Raw genomic sequence first — 19,405 nt, 5'->3', positions numbered from 1 at the left:
TTTTGTTCAACGTAAGTTATACAAACAAAGGCTGATAGATCATAAAAATACATGTCACCATAAACGACTAATTGATAGTTCAAAATCTTTTAAGAGAGCTACTATCGCAGTAAAATTTTTTTAGAAATTTAATCTTGGATGATGATATCTTAAAAAATCTTGATGATAGAAAAATAGATAATATTTTCTTGATATTGTTAATTGAACGCAGGGTTGTTATGTGTAGCTTTAATAATTAAAAAATGGTTTTTGTGTTTGGATTATTTGAGAATGATACAAAATTTAAAGCATTAAGTTATAATATTGAAGATAGTAAGAGAGAAGCAAGACAAGCAGCGGCAATTGGTTTGTCCGCATCCAATTTGCATTTGCTCTTGGTGTTGGTTATACATCTAAAGATGGAAATATCCGTTCTAACTTATCTGTCACAGGTTCAGAAGGACATTGGGGTGCAGGAGTGAGATTTAATTTAACGCTGCATTAATTAATTAAAAGCACCATTTTTTAACAAAATTTCCGCCTTCGTTTAACAAAATAAAGGTGGAAGTTTTTTACATAAAACAACCAACAATTTACTCCCAATGAAATAACCACCACTACTCTATACAACACTTTTTATAAAGTTGTTACAATGCCTATTATATTTTTATTTCTTGCTATTTTTCTGAATACCTTATAGGTAGAAAATAGCCATAGTTATAAAATATCTTGAAAAGAAAACAAAATCTTAAAAAACAAGCAAATGATTTCTTCAACCATAAGAGAACATTAAATAACCTAACCTTAACATGGAGGAGAGCCACGAAATTTTAAGATTATACTAAATAACCGCCCTCTATATTACAAACACAACCGAATTTTGCCTTTATTTACAAACTTCTGTGACTCATTTTCAAAATAAAACACCTTAAAAAGTAACCTTATCATGCCACTTGTAAAACAACTCCATGACTTCAGCTTAATGAAGAATATGTCTTTTTTATGTCCTTGTGAAAACTAATTCTTAATCATCGATTTAAAAATTCACCGCGTAAAATCATACAATGAAGCAATGCAAAATTATAATTAAGAAAAAAATTAAAGCACAATCAGCCATGACAAAGGCAGCTTAGAGTTAAAATATGTCTTTTTCGTGTTTAAAATGTATTTTAATTGGGGGAAATTCACTATGAAAAAATTATATTACACTTTAAAAGGAAGCAGTTTAAAGGGTTGTTATTTTTTTTCTAGGTCAAATTTTGCTAAAGCTATTTCATTTGGGACGGTGATGGGCACGCTCTTATCGAGTGTTTCTCCTATTTTTGCTGCAAATGTTGCTATAATTGGTGAAAGGTGGGTTTTCACTGATGGAAAGTGGAGTGTGAATATCGGTGAAAGCGGAAATGATTCAGGATATGAGTATGGGAGTCATGGAAGTATTGTCTTTAATGGTCATGCGTTTTATTGTGGTGTAGATTATGTTGCTGGTCGTGGATCGGGAAGTACTGAGAATGATTTGGAGCGCCGCAACACTGGTGGAGGTCGGATAAGATACCCGGCAATAACTGCGCAAGAGCAATATCAGAGATTTCTTGAAAACATGGAGGTTGAGAGATTTCGTGAAAACGGGGAAATTATTCGCTATCATCCTTATGGTACTATGGATAAGAGTGATAGTCAGTTTGATAATGGTGGTACTGTATTTGGCGCTGGTCATATAGGGATTAAAACAGGTGGTTTTAGCAATGTTCAGCCTAGAGCCTTTGGTATCTATTCTTTTGTAACTGGTTGTGGTGCTTATGCATCAGGTAATTATTCAACAGCATTTAATGCGGGGGCAACTACAAAAGCTGGGGGGGCGCAAGCTTTTGGTGTTTCTGCGCTTGCAAGTGGTAAGGTAAGTATTGCCATCGGTGTAGGGTCTGAGGCAAGTAAGGATTCTGCAGTTGCTTTAGGTGGGATTGCAACCGCATCTGAGGAAAATGCTACTGCTCTTGGTGTTTATTCCGAAGCACTGAAGAAAGACAGTGTCGCAATAGGATCTCACTCTGTTGCTGATGTTGATGCTGGTGTGTCTGGATATGATCCTGTAACTGGTACTGAGAAAAAAGATGATGATCATGTGTGGAAAAGTACATTGGCTGCAGTTAGTGTAGGTGGTGTTTCAAAGAAATATAGTCGGCAGATTACGGGGGTGGCAGCTGGTAGTAAAGATACTGATGCAGTCAATGTTGCGCAGTTAAAATCATTAAAAAGCTATATGGATGCAAAAAACCTTGTTGAAATGGATGATTCTGGTGTTATCGTCATTGGCAATACGAAAGAAACCGATGAAATCAGAATCGCTAGTAAATCAGGAGAAGCGCGGAGACTTTCTGGTGTAGCAGATGCGCAAAGTGATAGTGATGCAGTTAATAAGCAGCAATTAGGTGCTCGTATAAAGAGTCTTGATAGCAGTTTCAATAGCCGTATTAGTGAGCTTACGACTGCAACTGAAGCAGCAGTTTATTACGATAAGAGTTCAGAAAAGGGTAATGCTGTTAATTATAATAGTATTACGTTGGGTAAAGGAGATAGTGGAGCGGTTGCTCTGCATAATGTCCAAGCTGGTTCTCTCAGTGAAAATTCCACAGATGCGATTAATGGATCACAGATTTATGATCTAACGGAAAAGTTTTCCCAATATTTGGGTGGTGGTTCTGGGTATGGTGAAGATGGTCAATGGACAGCTCCAACTTTCCATCTTAAAATTGTTCATGCTGGTGGAGAGGCTGAAGATAAGACTTATAAGACGGTTGCCGATGCTTTTACGGGCGCGAGTAGCTCTGCCGTAAATCTTTATCAAGATACGAAGGATGGTATTGGTAGTTTTATTCAGTTTGATGATGGTTCTGCAGCTATTGCAATTGGAGATAGGAAAGAAGGTACAGAAATCACAATAGCGAATAAGTCTGGTCAAGATCGGAGACTTTCTGGTGTAGCAGACGCAACATCTGATAATGACGCTATTAATAAGAAGCAGCTTGATGATAGTGCCAAGAATTTTAATGATGGTATTCACAAGCTATCCCAAACTGTTAAATCTCTTCCTATTCAACAGGATGCTAGCGGTAATTCTATCACAATTGGTGTGTCCCAGGATGGAGATGAAATTACAATAGCGAATAAGTCCGGTCAAGCACGGAGACTTTCTGGTGTAGCAGATGCAACATCTGACAATGATGCAATTAATAAGCAGCAATTAGATGCTGGTATAAAGAGTCTTGATAGTAGTTTCAATAGCCGTATTAGTGGGCTTAAGACTGTCACAGCAGCAGCAGTTTATTACGATAAGAGTTCGGAAAAGGGTAATGCTGTTAATTATAATAGTATTACGTTGGGTAAAGGAAATAGTGGAGCGGTTGCTCTGCATAATGTCCAAGCTGGTTCTCTCAGTGAAAATTCCACAGATGCGATTAATGGATCACAGCTTTTTACGACCAATGAGAATGTTAAGAGCGTCACAGATCAGGTAAAAACGCTTTCTGATAATGCATCGCAATTTTTTGGTGGTGGTGTCAATTTGCTTACAGGAGTTGCACCAACGTATGAAGTTAATGGTATAACATATAATGATTTTGGTTCAGCCTTTTCAGGGATTGATAAATCTCTGACCGATGTAGAAAAGAAGCTTACGGGAAGCATCAATCAGAATAGCATATTGTGGAGTAGTTCTGATGAAGCTTTTGTTGCACGTCATGGGGATGAAAAAAGCAATAGTAAGATTACATATCTTGAAGCTGGTTCTCTCAGTAAAACTTCTACCGATGCGATTAATGGATCACAGATTTATGATCTAACGGAAAAGTTTTCCCAATATTTGGGTGGTGGTTCTGGGTATGGTGAAGATGGTCAATGGACAGCTCCAACTTTCCATCTTAAAATTGTTCATGCTGGTGGAGAGGCTGAAGATAAGACTTATAAGACGGTTGCTGAAGCTTTTACGGGCGCGAGTAGCTCTGCCGTAAATCTTTATCAAGATACGAAGGATGGTATTGGTAGTTTTATTCAGTTTGATGATGGTTCTGCAGCTATTGCAATTGGAGATAGGAAAGAAGGTACAGAAATCACAATAGCGAATAAGTCTGGTCAAGATCGGAGACTTTCTGGTGTAGCAGACGCAACATCTGATAATGACGCTATTAATAAGAAGCAGCTTGATGATAGTGCCAAGAATTTTAATGATGGTATTCACAAGCTATCCCAAACTGTTAAATCTCTTCCTATTCAACAGGATGCTAGCGGTAATTCTATCACAATTGGTGTGTCCCAGGATGGAGATGAAATTACAATAGCGAATAAGTCCGGTCAAGCACGGAGACTTTCTGGTGTAGCAGATGCAACATCTGACAATGATGCAATTAATAAGCAGCAATTAGATGCTGGTATAAAGAGTCTTGATAGTAGTTTCAATAGCCGTATTAGTGGGCTTAAGACTGTCACAGCAGCAGCAGTTTATTACGATAAGAGTTCAGAAAAGGGTGATGCTGTTAATTATAATAGTATTACGTTGGGTAAAGGAAATAGTGGAGCGGTTGCTCTGCATAATGTCCAAGCTGGTTCTCTCAGTGAAAATTCCACAGATGCGATTAATGGATCACAGCTTTTTACGACCAATGAGAATGTTAAGAGCGTCACAGATCAGGTGAAAACGCTTTCTGATAATGCATCGCAATTTTTTGGTGGTGGTGTCAATTTGCTTACAGGAGTTGCACCAACTTATGAAATCAATGGTGAAAAATATAATGATTTTGGTTCAGCCTTTTCAGGGATTGATAAATCTCTGACCGATGTAGAAAAGAAGCTTACGGGAAGCATCAATCAGAATAGCATATTGTGGAGTAGTTCTGATGAAGCTTTTGTTGCACGTCATGGGGATGAAAAAAGCAATAGTAAGATTACATATCTTGAAGCTGGTTCTCTCAGTAAAACTTCTACCGATGCGATTAATGGATCACAGATTTATGATCTAACGGAAAAGTTTTCCCAATATTTGGGTGGTGGTTCTGGGTATGGTGAAGATAGCCAATGGATAGCTCCAACTTTCCATCTTAAAATTGTTCATGCTGGTGGAGAGGCTGAAGATAAGACTTATAAGACGGTTGCTGAAGCTTTTACGGGCGCGAGTAGCTCTGCCGTAAATCTTTATCAAGATACGAAGGATGGTATTGGTAGTTTTATTCAGTTTGATGATGGTTCTGCAGCTATTGCAATTGGAGATAGGAAAGAAGGTACAGAAATCACAATAGCGAATAAGTCTGGTCAAGATCGGAGACTTTCTGGTGTAGCAGACGCAACATCTGATAATGACGCTATTAATAAGAAGCAGCTTGATGATAGTGCCAAGAATTTTAATGATGGTATTCACAAGCTATCCCAAACTGTTAAATCTCTTCCTATTCAACAGGATGCTAGTGGTAATTCTATCACAATTGGTGTGTCCCAGGATGGAGATGAAATTACAATAGCGAATAAGTCCGGTCAAGCACGGAGACTTTCTGGTGTAGCAGACGCAACATCTGACAATGATGCAATTAATAAGCAGCAATTAGATGCTGGTATAAAGAGTCTTGATAGTAGTTTCAATAACCGTATTAGTGGGCTTACGACTGCAACTGAAGCAGCAGTTTATTACGATAAGAGTTCGGAAAAGGGTAATGCTGTTAATTATAATAGTATTACGTTGGGTAAAGGAAATAGTGGAGCGGTTGCTCTGCATAATGTCCAAGCTGGTTCTCTCAGTGAAAATTCCACAGATGCGATTAATGGATCACAGCTTTTTACGACCAATGAGAATGTTAAGAGCGTCACAGATCAGGTAAAAACGCTTTCTGATAATGCATCGCAATTTTTTGGTGGTGGTGTCAATTTGCTTACAGGAGTTGCACCAACGTATGAAGTTAATGGTATAACATATAATGATTTTGGTTCAGCCTTTTCAGGGATTGATAAATCTCTGACCGATGTAGAAAAGAAGCTTACGGGAAGCATCAATCAGAATAGCATATTGTGGAGTAGTTCTGATGAAGCTTTTGTTGCACGTCATGGGGATGAAAAAAGCAATAGTAAGATTACATATCTTGAAGCTGGTTCTCTCAGTAAAACTTCTACCGATGCGATTAATGGATCACAGATTTATGATCTAACGGAAAAGTTTTCCCAATATTTGGGTGGTGGTTCTGGGTATGGTGAAGATGGTCAATGGACAGCTCCAACTTTCCATCTTAAAATTGTTCATGCTGGTGGAGAGGCTGAAGATAAGACTTATAAGACGGTTGCCGATGCTTTTACGGGCGCGAGTAGCTCTGCCGTAAATCTTTATCAAGATACGAAGGATGGTATTGGTAGTTTTATTCAGTTTGATGATGGTTCTGCAGCTATTGCAATTGGAGATAGGAAAGAAGGTACAGAAATCACAATAGCGAATAAGTCTGGTCAAGATCGGAGACTTTCTGGTGTAGCAGACGCAACATCTGATAATGACGCTATTAATAAGAAGCAGCTTGATGATAGTGCCAAGAATTTTAATGATGGTATTCACAAGCTATCCCAAACTGTTAAATCTCTTCCTATTCAACAGGATGCTAGCGGTAATTCTATCACAATTGGTGTGTCCCAGGATGGAGATGAAATTACAATAGCGAATAAGTCCGGTCAAGCACGGAGACTTTCTGGTGTAGCAGATGCAACATCTGACAATGATGCAATTAATAAGCAGCAATTAGATGCTGGTATAAAGAGTCTTGATAGTAGTTTCAATAGCCGTATTAGTGGGCTTAAGACTGTCACAGCAGCAGCAGTTTATTACGATAAGAGTTCGGAAAAGGGTAATGCTGTTAATTATAATAGTATTACGTTGGGTAAAGGAAATAGTGGAGCGGTTGCTCTGCATAATGTCCAAGCTGGTTCTCTCAGTGAAAATTCCACAGATGCGATTAATGGATCACAGCTTTTTACGACCAATGAGAATGTTAAGAGCGTCACAGATCAGGTAAAAACGCTTTCTGATAATGCATCGCAATTTTTTGGTGGTGGTGTCAATTTGCTTACAGGAGTTGCACCAACGTATGAAGTTAATGGTATAACATATAATGATTTTGGTTCAGCCTTTTCAGGGATTGATAAATCTCTGACCGATGTAGAAAAGAAGCTTACGGGAAGCATCAATCAGAATAGCATATTGTGGAGTAGTTCTGATGAAGCTTTTGTTGCACGTCATGGGGATGAAAAAAGCAATAGTAAGATTACATATCTTGAAGCTGGTTCTCTCAGTAAAATTTCTACCGATGCGATTAATGGATCACAGATTTATGATCTAACGGAAAAGTTTTCCCAATATTTGGGTGGTGGTTCTGGGTATGGTGAAGATAGCCAATGGATAGCTCCAACTTTCCATCTTAAAATTGTTCATGCTGGTGGAGAGGCTGAAGATAAGACTTATAAGACGGTTGCCGATGCTTTTACGGGCGCGAGTAGCTCTGCCGTAAATCTTTATCAAGATACGAAGGATGGTATTGGTAGTTTTATTCAGTTTGATGATGGTTCTGCAGCTATTGCAATTGGAGATAGGAAAGAAGGTACAGAAATCACAATAGCGAATAAGTCTGGTCAAGATCGGAGACTTTCTGGTGTAGCAGACGCAACATCTGATAATGACGCTATTAATAAGAAGCAGCTTGATGATAGTGCCAAGAATTTTAATGATGGTATTCACAAGCTATCCCAAACTGTTAAATCTCTTCCTATTCAACAGGATGCTAGCGGTAATTCTATCACAATTGGTGTGTCCCAGGATGGAGATGAAATTACAATAGCGAATAAGTCCGGTCAAGCACGGAGACTTTCTGGTGTAGCAGATGCAACATCTGACAATGATGCAATTAATAAGCAGCAATTAGATGCTGGTATAAAGAGTCTTGATAGTAGTTTCAATAACCGTATTAGTGGGCTTACGACTGCAACTGAAGCAGCAGTTTATTACGATAAGAGTTCGGAAAAGGGTAATGCTGTTAATTATAATAGTATTACGTTGGGTAAAGGAAATAGTGGAGCGGTTGCTCTGCATAATGTCCAAGCTGGTTCTCTCAGTGAAAATTCCACAGATGCGATTAATGGATCACAGCTTTTTACGACCAATGAGAATGTTAAGAGCGTCACAGATCAGGTGAAAACGCTTTCTGATAATGCATCGCAATTTTTTGGTGGTGGTGTCAATTTGCTTACAGGAGTTGCACCAACTTATGAAATCAATGGTGAAAAATATAATGATTTTGGTTCAGCCTTTTCAGGGATTGATAAATCTCTGACCGATGTAGAAAAGAAGCTTACGGGAAGCATCAATCAGAATAGCGTATTGTGGAGTAGTTCTGATGAAGCTTTTGTTGCACGTCATGGGGATGAAAAAAGCAATAGTAAGATTACATATCTTGAAGCTGGTTCTCTCAGTAAAACTTCTACCGATGCGATTAATGGATCACAGATTTATGATCTAACGGAAAAGTTTTCCCAATATTTGGGTGGTGGTTCTGGGTATGGTGAAGATGGTCAATGGACAGCTCCAACTTTCCATCTTAAAATTGTTCATGCTGGTGGAAAGGCTGAAGATAAGACTTATAAGACGGTTGCTGAAGCTTTTACGGGCGCGAGTAGCTCTGCCGTAAATCTTTATCAAGATACGAAGGATGGTATTGGTAGTTTTATTCAGTTTGATGATGGTTCTGCAGCTATTGCAATTGGAGATAGGAAAGAAGGTACAGAAATCACAATAGCGAATAAGTCTGGTCAAGATCGGAGACTTTCTGGTGTAGCAGACGCAACATCTGATAATGACGCTATTAATAAGAAGCAGCTTGATGATAGTGCCAAGAATTTTAATGATGGTATTCACAAGCTATCCCAAACTGTTAAATCTCTTCCTATTCAACAGGATGCTAGTGGTAATTCTATCACAATTGGTGTGTCCCAGGATGGAGATGAAATTACAATAGCGAATAAGTCCGGTCAAGCACGGAGACTTTCTGGTGTAGCAGACGCAACATCTGACAATGATGCAATTAATAAGCAGCAATTAGATGCTGGTATAAAGAGTCTTGATAGTAGTTTCAATAACCGTATTAGTGGGCTTACGACTGCAACTGAAGCAGCAGTTTATTACGATAAGAGTTCGGAAAAGGGTAATGCTGTTAATTATAATAGTATTACGTTGGGTAAAGGAAATAGTGGAGCGGTTGCTCTGCATAATGTCCAAGCTGGTTCTCTCAGTGAAAATTCCACAGATGCGATTAATGGATCACAGCTTTTTACGACCAATGAGAATGTTAAGAGCGTCACAGATCAGGTGAAAACGCTTTCTGATAATGCATCGCAATTTTTTGGTGGTGGTGTCAATTTGCTTACAGGAGTTGCACCAACTTATGAAATCAATGGTGAAAAATATAATGATTTTGGTTCAGCCTTTTCAGGGATTGATAAATCTCTGACCGATGTAGAAAAGAAGCTTACGGGAAGCATCAATCAGAATAGCATATTGTGGAGTAGTTCTGATGAAGCTTTTGTTGCACGTCATGGGGATGAAAAAAGCAATAGTAAGATTACATATCTTGAAGCTGGTTCTCTCAGTAAAACTTCTACCGATGCGATTAATGGATCACAGATTTATGATCTAACGGAAAAGTTTTCCCAATATTTGGGTGGTGGTTCTGGGTATGGTGAAGATGGTCAATGGACAGCTCCAACTTTCCATCTTAAAATTGTTCATGCTGGTGGAGAGGCTGAAGATAAGACTTATAAGACGGTTGCCGATGCTTTTACGGGCGCGAGTAGCTCTGCCGTAAATCTTTATCAAGATACGAAGGATGGTATTGGTAGTTTTATTCAGTTTGATGATGGTTCTGCAGCTATTGCAATTGGAGATAGGAAAGAAGGTACAGAAATCACAATAGCGAATAAGTCTGGTCAAGATCGGAGACTTTCTGGTGTAGCAGACGCAACATCTGATAATGACGCTATTAATAAGAAGCAGCTTGATGATAGTGCCAAGAATTTTAATGATGGTATTCACAAGCTATCCCAAACTGTTAAATCTCTTCCTATTCAACAGGATGCTAGCGGTAATTCTATCACAATTGGTGTGTCCCAGGATGGAGATGAAATTACAATAGCGAATAAGTCCGGTCAAGCACGGAGACTTTCTGGTGTAGCAGATGCAACATCTGACAATGATGCAATTAATAAGCAGCAATTAGATGCTGGTATAAAGAGTCTTGATAGTAGTTTCAATAGCCGTATTAGTGGGCTTAAGACTGTCACAGCAGCAGCAGTTTATTACGATAAGAGTTCGGAAAAGGGTAATGCTGTTAATTATAATAGTATTACGTTGGGTAAAGGAAATAGTGGAGCGGTTGCTCTGCATAATGTCCAAGCTGGTTCTCTCAGTGAAAATTCCACAGATGCGATTAATGGATCACAGCTTTTTACGACCAATGAGAATGTTAAGAGCGTCACAGATCAGGTAAAAACGCTTTCTGATAATGCATCGCAATTTTTTGGTGGTGGTGTCAATTTGCTTACAGGAGTTGCACCAACGTATGAAGTTAATGGTATAACATATAATGATTTTGGTTCAGCCTTTTCAGGGATTGATAAATCTCTGACCGATGTAGAAAAGAAGCTTACGGGAAGCATCAATCAGAATAGCGTATTGTGGAGTAGTTCTGATGAAGCTTTTGTTGCACGTCATGGGGATGAAAAAAGCAATAGTAAGATTACATATCTTGAAGCTGGTTCTCTCAGTAAAACTTCTACCGATGCGATTAATGGATCACAGATTTATGATCTAACGGAAAAGTTTTCCCAATATTTGGGTGGTGGTTCTGGGTATGGTGAAGATGGTCAATGGACAGCTCCAACTTTCCATCTTAAAATTGTTCATGCTGGTGGAAAGGCTGAAGATAAGACTTATAAGACGGTTGCTGAAGCTTTTACGGGCGCGAGTAGCTCTGCCGTAAATCTTTATCAAGATACGAAGGATGGTATTGGTAGTTTTATTCAGTTTGATGATGGTTCTGCAGCTATTGCAATTGGAGATAGGAAAGAAGGTACAGAAATCACAATAGCGAATAAGTCTGGTCAAGATCGGAGACTTTCTGGTGTAGCAGACGCAACATCTGATAATGACGCTATTAATAAGAAGCAGCTTGATGATAGTGCCAAGAATTTTAATGATGGTATTCACAAGCTATCCCAAACTGTTAAATCTCTTCCTATTCAACAGGATGCTAGCGGTAATTCTATCACAATTGGTGTGTCCCAGGATGGAGATGAAATTACAATAGCGAATAAGTCCGGTCAAGCACGGAGACTTTCTGGTGTAGCAGACGCAACATCTGACAATGATGCAATTAATAAGCAGCAATTAGATGCTGGTATAAAGAGTCTTGATAGTAGTTTCAATAACCGTATTAGTGGGCTTACGACTGCAACTGAAGCAGCAGTTTATTACGATAAGAGTTCGGAAAAGGGTAATGCTGTTAATTATAATAGTATTACGTTGGGTAAAGGAAATAGTGGAGCGGTTGCTCTGCATAATGTCCAAGCTGGTTCTCTCAGTGAAAATTCCACAGATGCGATTAATGGATCACAGCTTTTTACGACCAATGAGAATGTTAAGAGCGTCACAGATCAGGTGAAAACGCTTTCTGATAATGCATCGCAATTTTTTGGTGGTGGTGTCAATTTGCTTACAGGAGTTGCACCAACTTATGAAATCAATGGTGAAAAATATAATGATTTTGGTTCAGCCTTTTCAGGGATTGATAAATCTCTGACCGATGTAGAAAAGAAGCTTACGGGAAGCATCAATCAGAATAGCATATTGTGGAGTAGTTCTGATGAAGCTTTTGTTGCACGTCATGGGGATGAAAAAAGCAATAGTAAGATTACATATCTTGAAGCTGGTTCTCTCAGTAAAACTTCTACCGATGCGATTAATGGATCACAGATTTATGATCTAACGGAAAAGTTTTCCCAATATTTGGGTGGTGGTTCTGGGTATGGTGAAGATGGTCAATGGACAGCTCCAACTTTCCATCTTAAAATTGTTCATGCTGGTGGAGAGGCTGAAGATAAGACTTATAAGACGGTTGCCGATGCTTTTACGGGCGCGAGTAGCTCTGCCGTAAATCTTTATCAAGATACGAAGGATGGTATTGGTAGTTTTATTCAGTTTGATGATGGTTCTGCAGCTATTGCAATTGGAGATAGGAAAGAAGGTACAGAAATCACAATAGCGAATAAGTCTGGTCAAGATCGGAGACTTTCTGGTGTAGCAGACGCAACATCTGATAATGACGCTATTAATAAGAAGCAGCTTGATGATAGTGCCAAGAATTTTAATGATGGTATTCACAAGCTATCCCAAACTGTTAAATCTCTTCCTATTCAACAGGATGCTAGCGGTAATTCTATCACAATTGGTGTGTCCCAGGATGGAGATGAAATTACAATAGCGAATAAGTCCGGTCAAGCACGGAGACTTTCTGGTGTAGCAGATGCAACATCTGACAATGATGCAATTAATAAGCAGCAATTAGATGCTGGTATAAAGAGTCTTGATAGTAGTTTCAATAGCCGTATTAGTGGGCTTAAGACTGTCACAGCAGCAGCAGTTTATTACGATAAGAGTTCGGAAAAGGGTAATGCTGTTAATTATAATAGTATTACGTTGGGTAAAGGAAATAGTGGAGCGGTTGCTCTGCATAATGTCCAAGCTGGTTCTCTCAGTGAAAATTCCACAGATGCGATTAATGGATCACAGCTTTTTACGACCAATGAGAATGTTAAGAGCGTCACAGATCAGGTAAAAACGCTTTCTGATAATGCATCGCAATTTTTTGGTGGTGGTGTCAATTTGCTTACAGGAGTTGCACCAACGTATGAAGTTAATGGTATAACATATAATGATTTTGGTTCAGCCTTTTCAGGGATTGATAAATCTCTGACCGATGTAGAAAAGAAGCTTACGGGAAGCATCAATCAGAATAGCATATTGTGGAGTAGTTCTGATGAAGCTTTTGTTGCACGTCATGGGGATGAAAAAAGCAATAGTAAGATTACATATCTTGAAGCTGGTTCTCTCAGTAAAACTTCTACCGATGCGATTAATGGATCACAGATTTATGATCTAACGGAAAAGTTTTCCCAATATTTGGGTGGTGGTTCTGGGTATGGTGAAGATGGTCAATGGACAGCTCCAACTTTCCATCTTAAAATTGTTCATGCTGGTGGAGAGGCTGAAGATAAGACTTATAAGACGGTTGCTGAAGCTTTTACGGGCGCGAGTAGCTCTGCCGTAAATCTTTATCAAGATACGAAGGATGGTATTGGTAGTTTTATTCAGTTTGATGATGGTTCTGCAGCTATTGCAATTGGAGATAGGAAAGAAGGTACAGAAATCACAATAGCGAATAAGTCTGGTCAAGATCGGAGACTTTCTGGTGTAGCAGACGCAACATCTGATAATGACGCTATTAATAAGAAGCAGCTTGATGATAGTGCCAAGAATTTTAATGATGGTATTCACAAGCTATCCCAAACTGTTAAATCTCTTCCTATTCAACAGGATGCTAGCGGTAATTCTATCACAATTGGTGTGTCCCAGGATGGAGATGAAATTACAATAGCGAATAAGTCCGGTCAAGCACGGAGACTTTCTGGTGTAGCAGATGCAACATCTGACAATGATGCAATTAATAAGCAGCAATTAGATGCTGGTATAAAGAGTCTTGATAGTAGTTTCAATAGCCGTATTAGTGGGCTTAAGACTGTCACAGCAGCAGCAGTTTATTACGATAAGAGTTCAGAAAAGGGTGATGCTGTTAATTATAATAGTATTACGTTGGGTAAAGGAAATAGTGGAGCGGTTGCTCTGCATAATGTCCAAGCTGGTTCTCTCAGTGAAAATTCCACAGATGCGATTAATGGATCACAGCTTTTTACGACCAATGAGAATGTTAAGAGCGTCACAGATCAGGTGAAAACGCTTTCTGATAATGCATCGCAATTTTTTGGTGGTGGTGTCAATTTGCTTACAGGAGTTGCACCAACTTATGAAATCAATGGTGAAAAATATAATGATTTTGGTTCAGCCTTTTCAGGGATTGATAAATCTCTGACCGATGTAGAAAAGAAGCTTACGGGAAGCATCAATCAGAATAGCATATTGTGGAGTAGTTCTGATGAAGCTTTTGTTGCACGTCATGGGGATGAAAAAAGCAATAGTAAGATTACATATCTTGAAGCTGGTTCTCTCAGTAAAACTTCTACCGATGCGATTAATGGATCACAGATTTATGATCTAACGGAAAAGTTTTCCCAATATTTGGGTGGTGGTTCTGGGTATGGTGAAGATGGTCAATGGACAGCTCCAACTTTCCATCTTAAAATTGTTCATGCTGGTGGAGAGGCTGAAGATAAGACTTATAAGACGGTTGCCGATGCTTTTACGGGCGCGAGTAGCTCTGCCGTAAATCTTTATCAAGATACGAAGGATGGTATTGGTAGTTTTATTCAGTTTGATGATGGTTCTGCAGCTATTGCAATTGGAGATAGGAAAGAAGGTACAGAAATCACAATAGCGAATAAGTCTGGTCAAGATCGGAGACTTTCTGGTGTAGCAGACGCAACATCTGATAATGACGCTATTAATAAGAAGCAGCTTGATGATAGTGCCAAGAATTTTAATGATGGTATTCACAAGCTATCCCAAACTGTTAAATCTCTTCCTATTCAACAGGATGCTAGTGGTAATTCTATCACAATTGGTGTGTCCCAGGATGGAGATGAAATTACAATAGCGAATAAGTCCGGTCAAGCACGGAGACTTTCTGGTGTAGCAGATGCAACATCTGACAATGATGCAATTAATAAGCAGCAATTAGATGCTGGTATAAAGAGTCTTGATAGTAGTTTCAATAGCCGTATTAGTGGGCTTAAGACTGTCACAGCAGCAGCAGTTTATTACGATAAGAGTTCGGAAAAGGGTAATGCTGTTAATTATAATAGTATTACGTTGGGTAAAGGAAATAGTGGAGCGGTTGCTCTGCATAATGTCCAAGCTGGTTCTCTCAGTGAAAATTCCACAGATGCGATTAATGGATCACAGCTTTTTACGACCAATGAGAATGTTAAGAGCGTCACAGATCAGGTAAAAACGCTTTCTGATAATGCATCGCAATTTTTTGGTGGTGGTGTCAATTTGCTTACAGGAGTTGCACCAACGTATGAAGTTAATGGTATAACATATAATGATTTTGGTTCAGCCTTTTCAGGGATTGATAAATCTCTGACCGATGTAGAAAAGAAGCTTACGGGAAGCATCAATCAGAATAGCATATTGTGGAGTAGTTCTGATGAAGCTTTTGTTGCACGTCATGGGGATGAAAAAAGCAATAGTAAGATTACATATCTTGAAGCTGGTTCTCTCAGTAAAATTTCTACCGATGCGATTAATGGATCACAGATTTATGATCTAACGGAAAAGTTTTCCCAATATTTGGGTGGTGGTTCTGGGTATGGTGAAGATAGCCAATGGATAGCTCCAACTTTCCATCTTAAAATTGTTCATGCTGGTGGAGAGGCTGAAGATAAGACTTATAAGACGGTTGCCGATGCTTTTACGGGCGCGAGTAGCTCTGCCGTAAATCTTTATCAAGATACGAAGGATGGTATTGGTAGTTTTATTCAGTTTGATGATGGTTCTGCAGCTATTGCAATTGGAGATAGGAAAGAAGGTACAGAAATCACAATAGCGAATAAGTCTGGTCAAGATCGGAGACTTTCTGGTGTAGCAGACGCAACATCTGATAATGACGCTATTAATAAGAAGCAGCTTGATGATAGTGCCAAGAATTTTAATGATGGTATTCACAAGCTATCCCAAACTGTTAAATCTCTTCCTATTCAACAGGATGCTAGCGGTAATTCTATCACAATTGGTGTGTCCCAGGATGGAGATGAAATTACAATAGCGAATAAGTCCGGTCAAGCACGGAGACTTTCTGGTGTAGCAGATGCAACATCTGACAATGATGCAGTTAATAAGAAGCAGCTTGATGATCAGATTAAGAGCCTTAATAGCAGTGTAAGCGGCAATATTGATGAGCTTAAGACTGTCACAGCAGCAGCAGTTTATTATGATAAGAGTTCAGAAAAGGGTGATGTTGTTAATTATAATAGTATTACGTTGGGTAAAAAAGATTCTGGACCGGTTGCTCTGCATAATGTCAAAGCTGGTGATATCAGTGAAAATTCTACAGATGCTGTTAATGGATCACAGCTTTTTACGACCAATGAGAATGTTAAGAGCGTCACAGATCAGGTAAAAACGCTTTCTGATAATGCATCGCAATTTTTTGGTGGTGGTGTCAATTTGCTTACAGGAGTTGCACCAACGTATGAAGTTAATGGTATAACATATAATGATTTTGGTTCAGCCTTTTCAGGGATTGATAAATCTCTGACCGATGTAGAAAAGAAGCTTACGGGAAGCATCAATCAGAATAGCATATTGTGGAGTAGTTCTGATGAAGCTTTTGTTGCACGTCATGGGGATGAAAAAAGCAATAGTAAGATTACATATCTTGAAGCTGGTTCTCTCAGTAAAATTTCTACCGATGCGATTAATGGATCACAGATTTATGATCTAACGGAAAAGTTTTCCCAATATTTGGGTGGTGGTTCTGGGTATGGTGAAGATAGCCAATGGATAGCTCCAACTTTCCATCTTAAAATTGTTCATGCTGGTGGAGAGGCTGAAGATAAGACTTATAAGACGGTTGCCGATGCTTTTACGGGCGCGAGTAGCTCTGCCGTAAATCTTTATCAAGATACGAAGGATGGTATTGGTAGTTTTATTCAGTTTGATGATGGTTCTGCAGCTATTGCAATTGGAGATAGGAAAGAAGGTACAGAAATCACAATAGCGAATAAGTCTGGTCAAGATCGGAGACTTTCTGGTGTAGCAGACGCAACATCTGATAATGACGCTATTAATAAGAAGCAGCTTGATGATAGTGCCAAGAATTTTAATGATGGTATTCACAAGCTATCCCAAACTGTTAAATCTCTTCCTATTCAACAGGATGCTAGCGGTAATTCTATCACAATTGGTGTGTCCCAGGATGGAGATGAAATTACAATAGCGAATAAGTCCGGTCAAGCACGGAGACTTTCTGGTGTAGCAGATGCAACATCTGACAATGATGCAATTAATAAGCAGCAATTAGATGCTGGTATAAAGAGTCTTGATAGTAGTTTCAATAACCGTATTAGTGGGCTTACGACTGCAACTGAAGCAGCAGTTTATTACGATAAGAGTTCGGAAAAGGGTAATGCTGTTAATTATAATAGTATTACGTTGGGTAAAGGAAATAGTGGAGCGGTTGCTCTGCATAATGTCCAAGCTGGTTCTCTCAGTGAAAATTCCACAGATGCGATTAATGGATCACAGCTTTTTACGACCAATGAGAATGTTAAGAGCGTCACAGATCAGGTGAAAACGCTTTCTGATAATGCATCGCAATTTTTTGGTGGTGGTGTCAATTTGCTTACAGGAGTTGCACCAACTTATGAAATCAATGGTGAAAAATATAATGATTTTGGTTCAGCCTTTTCAGGGATTGATAAATCTCTGACCGATGTAGAAAAGAAGCTTACGGGAAGCATCAATCAGAATAGCGTATTGTGGAGTAGTTCTGATGAAGCTTTTGTTGCACGTCATGGGGATGAAAAAAGCAATAGTAAGATTACATATCTTGAAGCTGGTTCTCTCAGTAAAATTTCTACCGATGCGATTAATGGATCACAGATTTATGATCTAACGGAAAAGTTTTCCCAATATTTGGGTGGTGGTTCTGGGTATGGTGAAGATAGCCAATGGATAGCTCCAACTTTTCATCTTAAAATTGTTAATGCCGATGGCAAGACCGAAGATAAGAATTATAAGACGGTTGCTGAAGCTTTTACGGGGATGAATAGCTCTATTTCCAGCCTTTACCAAGAAATTACAGGCGGGATTGATATTCTTGTTAAGCAGGTACAAGATATAGAAAATTCAGTTAAGCATGAGGTTGTTAATTATGATAAAGATGAGCATGGAAATAAGATTAATAGCATCGCTTTAGTTGGTGGAAATGAAAGTGAGCCTGTGTTAATTGACAATGTTTCTGACGGTCAGATTGCTTCAGGTTCGAAAGAAGCAGTAAATGGTGGTCAGTTATATGATTACACCAAACAACAGATGGATTTTGTTCTTCAAGATGCCCAAAAGTACACGGATACGCAGGTTAAGAATAGTGTTAATGAGGTTAAATCATATGCAGATATGAAGTTTGAAGAGTTCAGTTATAGTATTGAAGATAGTAAGAGGGAAGCAAGACAAGCAGCAGCAATTAGTCTGGCGGTTTCTAATTTGCGTTATTATGATGAACCTGGATCTTTGAGTCTTTCTGTTGGTGGTGGTTTATGGCGTGGTCAATATGCATTTGCTCTTGGTGCTGGTTATACATCTGAAGATGGGAATCTTCGCTCCAACCTATCTATAACCAGTGCGGGACGTCACTTAGGTGTCGGTGCAGGAATTACCCTAAGATTAAAATGACGATAGAAAAAAGTAATACGATTATAAAAAATCGAAATCTTTTAATAAAGATTCTTTTTACTCTTGTCTTCTTGGGGAATGGTGATAGCTTTGCGGGTGAAAGAAATAATATTTACACATTGCATCCACCACGATTATCCGTTCCTAGTGGAGCTCCTGGTGAAGTACGTAGAGTAATTACACAATTTCATAATTGGACTTTGATTTGTGATGAGCAACAATCACTTAAGCAAGGTATATGTAATGTAACGCAGACTGTTCGAGACCAAGAGGATAATACTATTTTTAGTTGGTCTCTTGTTGCTACAAAAAACGGTCAAGCCGTGATGCTTTTTCGGACATTGCCACAAGCCGACACGAGTGTTCCTATTAAAATGGTCGTGGATGATGTTAGCAAAACTATTCTAATTGACTATACACAATGTAATCAAACTGTTTGCTTAGCGCAATCGCTTGTAGAACCAATTTTAAGCCAATACATAGAGCAGGGCAAAAATGTACGCATTTCCTATAAGATTAAAGGGGGAGGAGTATTGTCTTTCGTTGTTTCGTTTAAAGGATTGAGTGAAGCACTTTATTCTTTACAGAGATAGAATGTGTAGGTAATTTTTAGTAAGATTACTATTACATAATTCGTTGTGTTGTATTTTAAAATCTAAACGGTTAGAGACTTCGAGATCAAATATAGAAGTAGTTTGTTTCGCTTAATGAACATTTTGTGAATATAAAATA

The 19,405-nt window shown here is 38.8% G+C and carries 2 protein-coding genes and 1 pseudogene; all 3 read left to right on the top strand.

Annotated elements, in window-relative coordinates:
- Positions 1-272 precede the first annotated feature (272 nt).
- Positions 273-484: pseudogene (locus V3565_RS02085) on the top strand (YadA-like family protein); the annotation flags it as partial.
- A 684-nt stretch (positions 485-1,168) separates the two neighbouring features.
- Positions 1,169-18,673 (top strand): YadA-like family protein, encoded by a 17,505-nt coding sequence (locus V3565_RS02080; protein WP_455478675.1) that lies wholly within the window; start codon positions 1,169-1,171, stop codon positions 18,671-18,673.
- Positions 18,670-19,266: an invasion associated locus B family protein gene (locus V3565_RS02075; RefSeq protein WP_455478674.1), complete on the top strand. Its 597-nt coding sequence runs from the start codon at positions 18,670-18,672 to the stop codon at positions 19,264-19,266. The genes V3565_RS02080 and V3565_RS02075 overlap by 4 nt, the downstream gene beginning before the upstream one ends.
- Positions 19,267-19,405: the final 139 nt, after the last annotated feature.

The organism is Bartonella sp. B10 (assembly GCF_053794435.1).
Note: the sequence above shows the minus strand (reverse complement) of the source record. Positions and strands in the feature narration are given on the sequence as shown.

Coding starts and splice junctions, on each gene's coding strand:
- V3565_RS02080 (WP_455478675.1), top strand. CDS start 1,169: ATGAAAAAATTATATTACACTTTAAAAGGAAGCAGTTTAAAGGGTTGT.
- V3565_RS02075 (WP_455478674.1), top strand. CDS start 18,670: ATGACGATAGAAAAAAGTAATACGATTATAAAAAATCGAAATCTTTTA.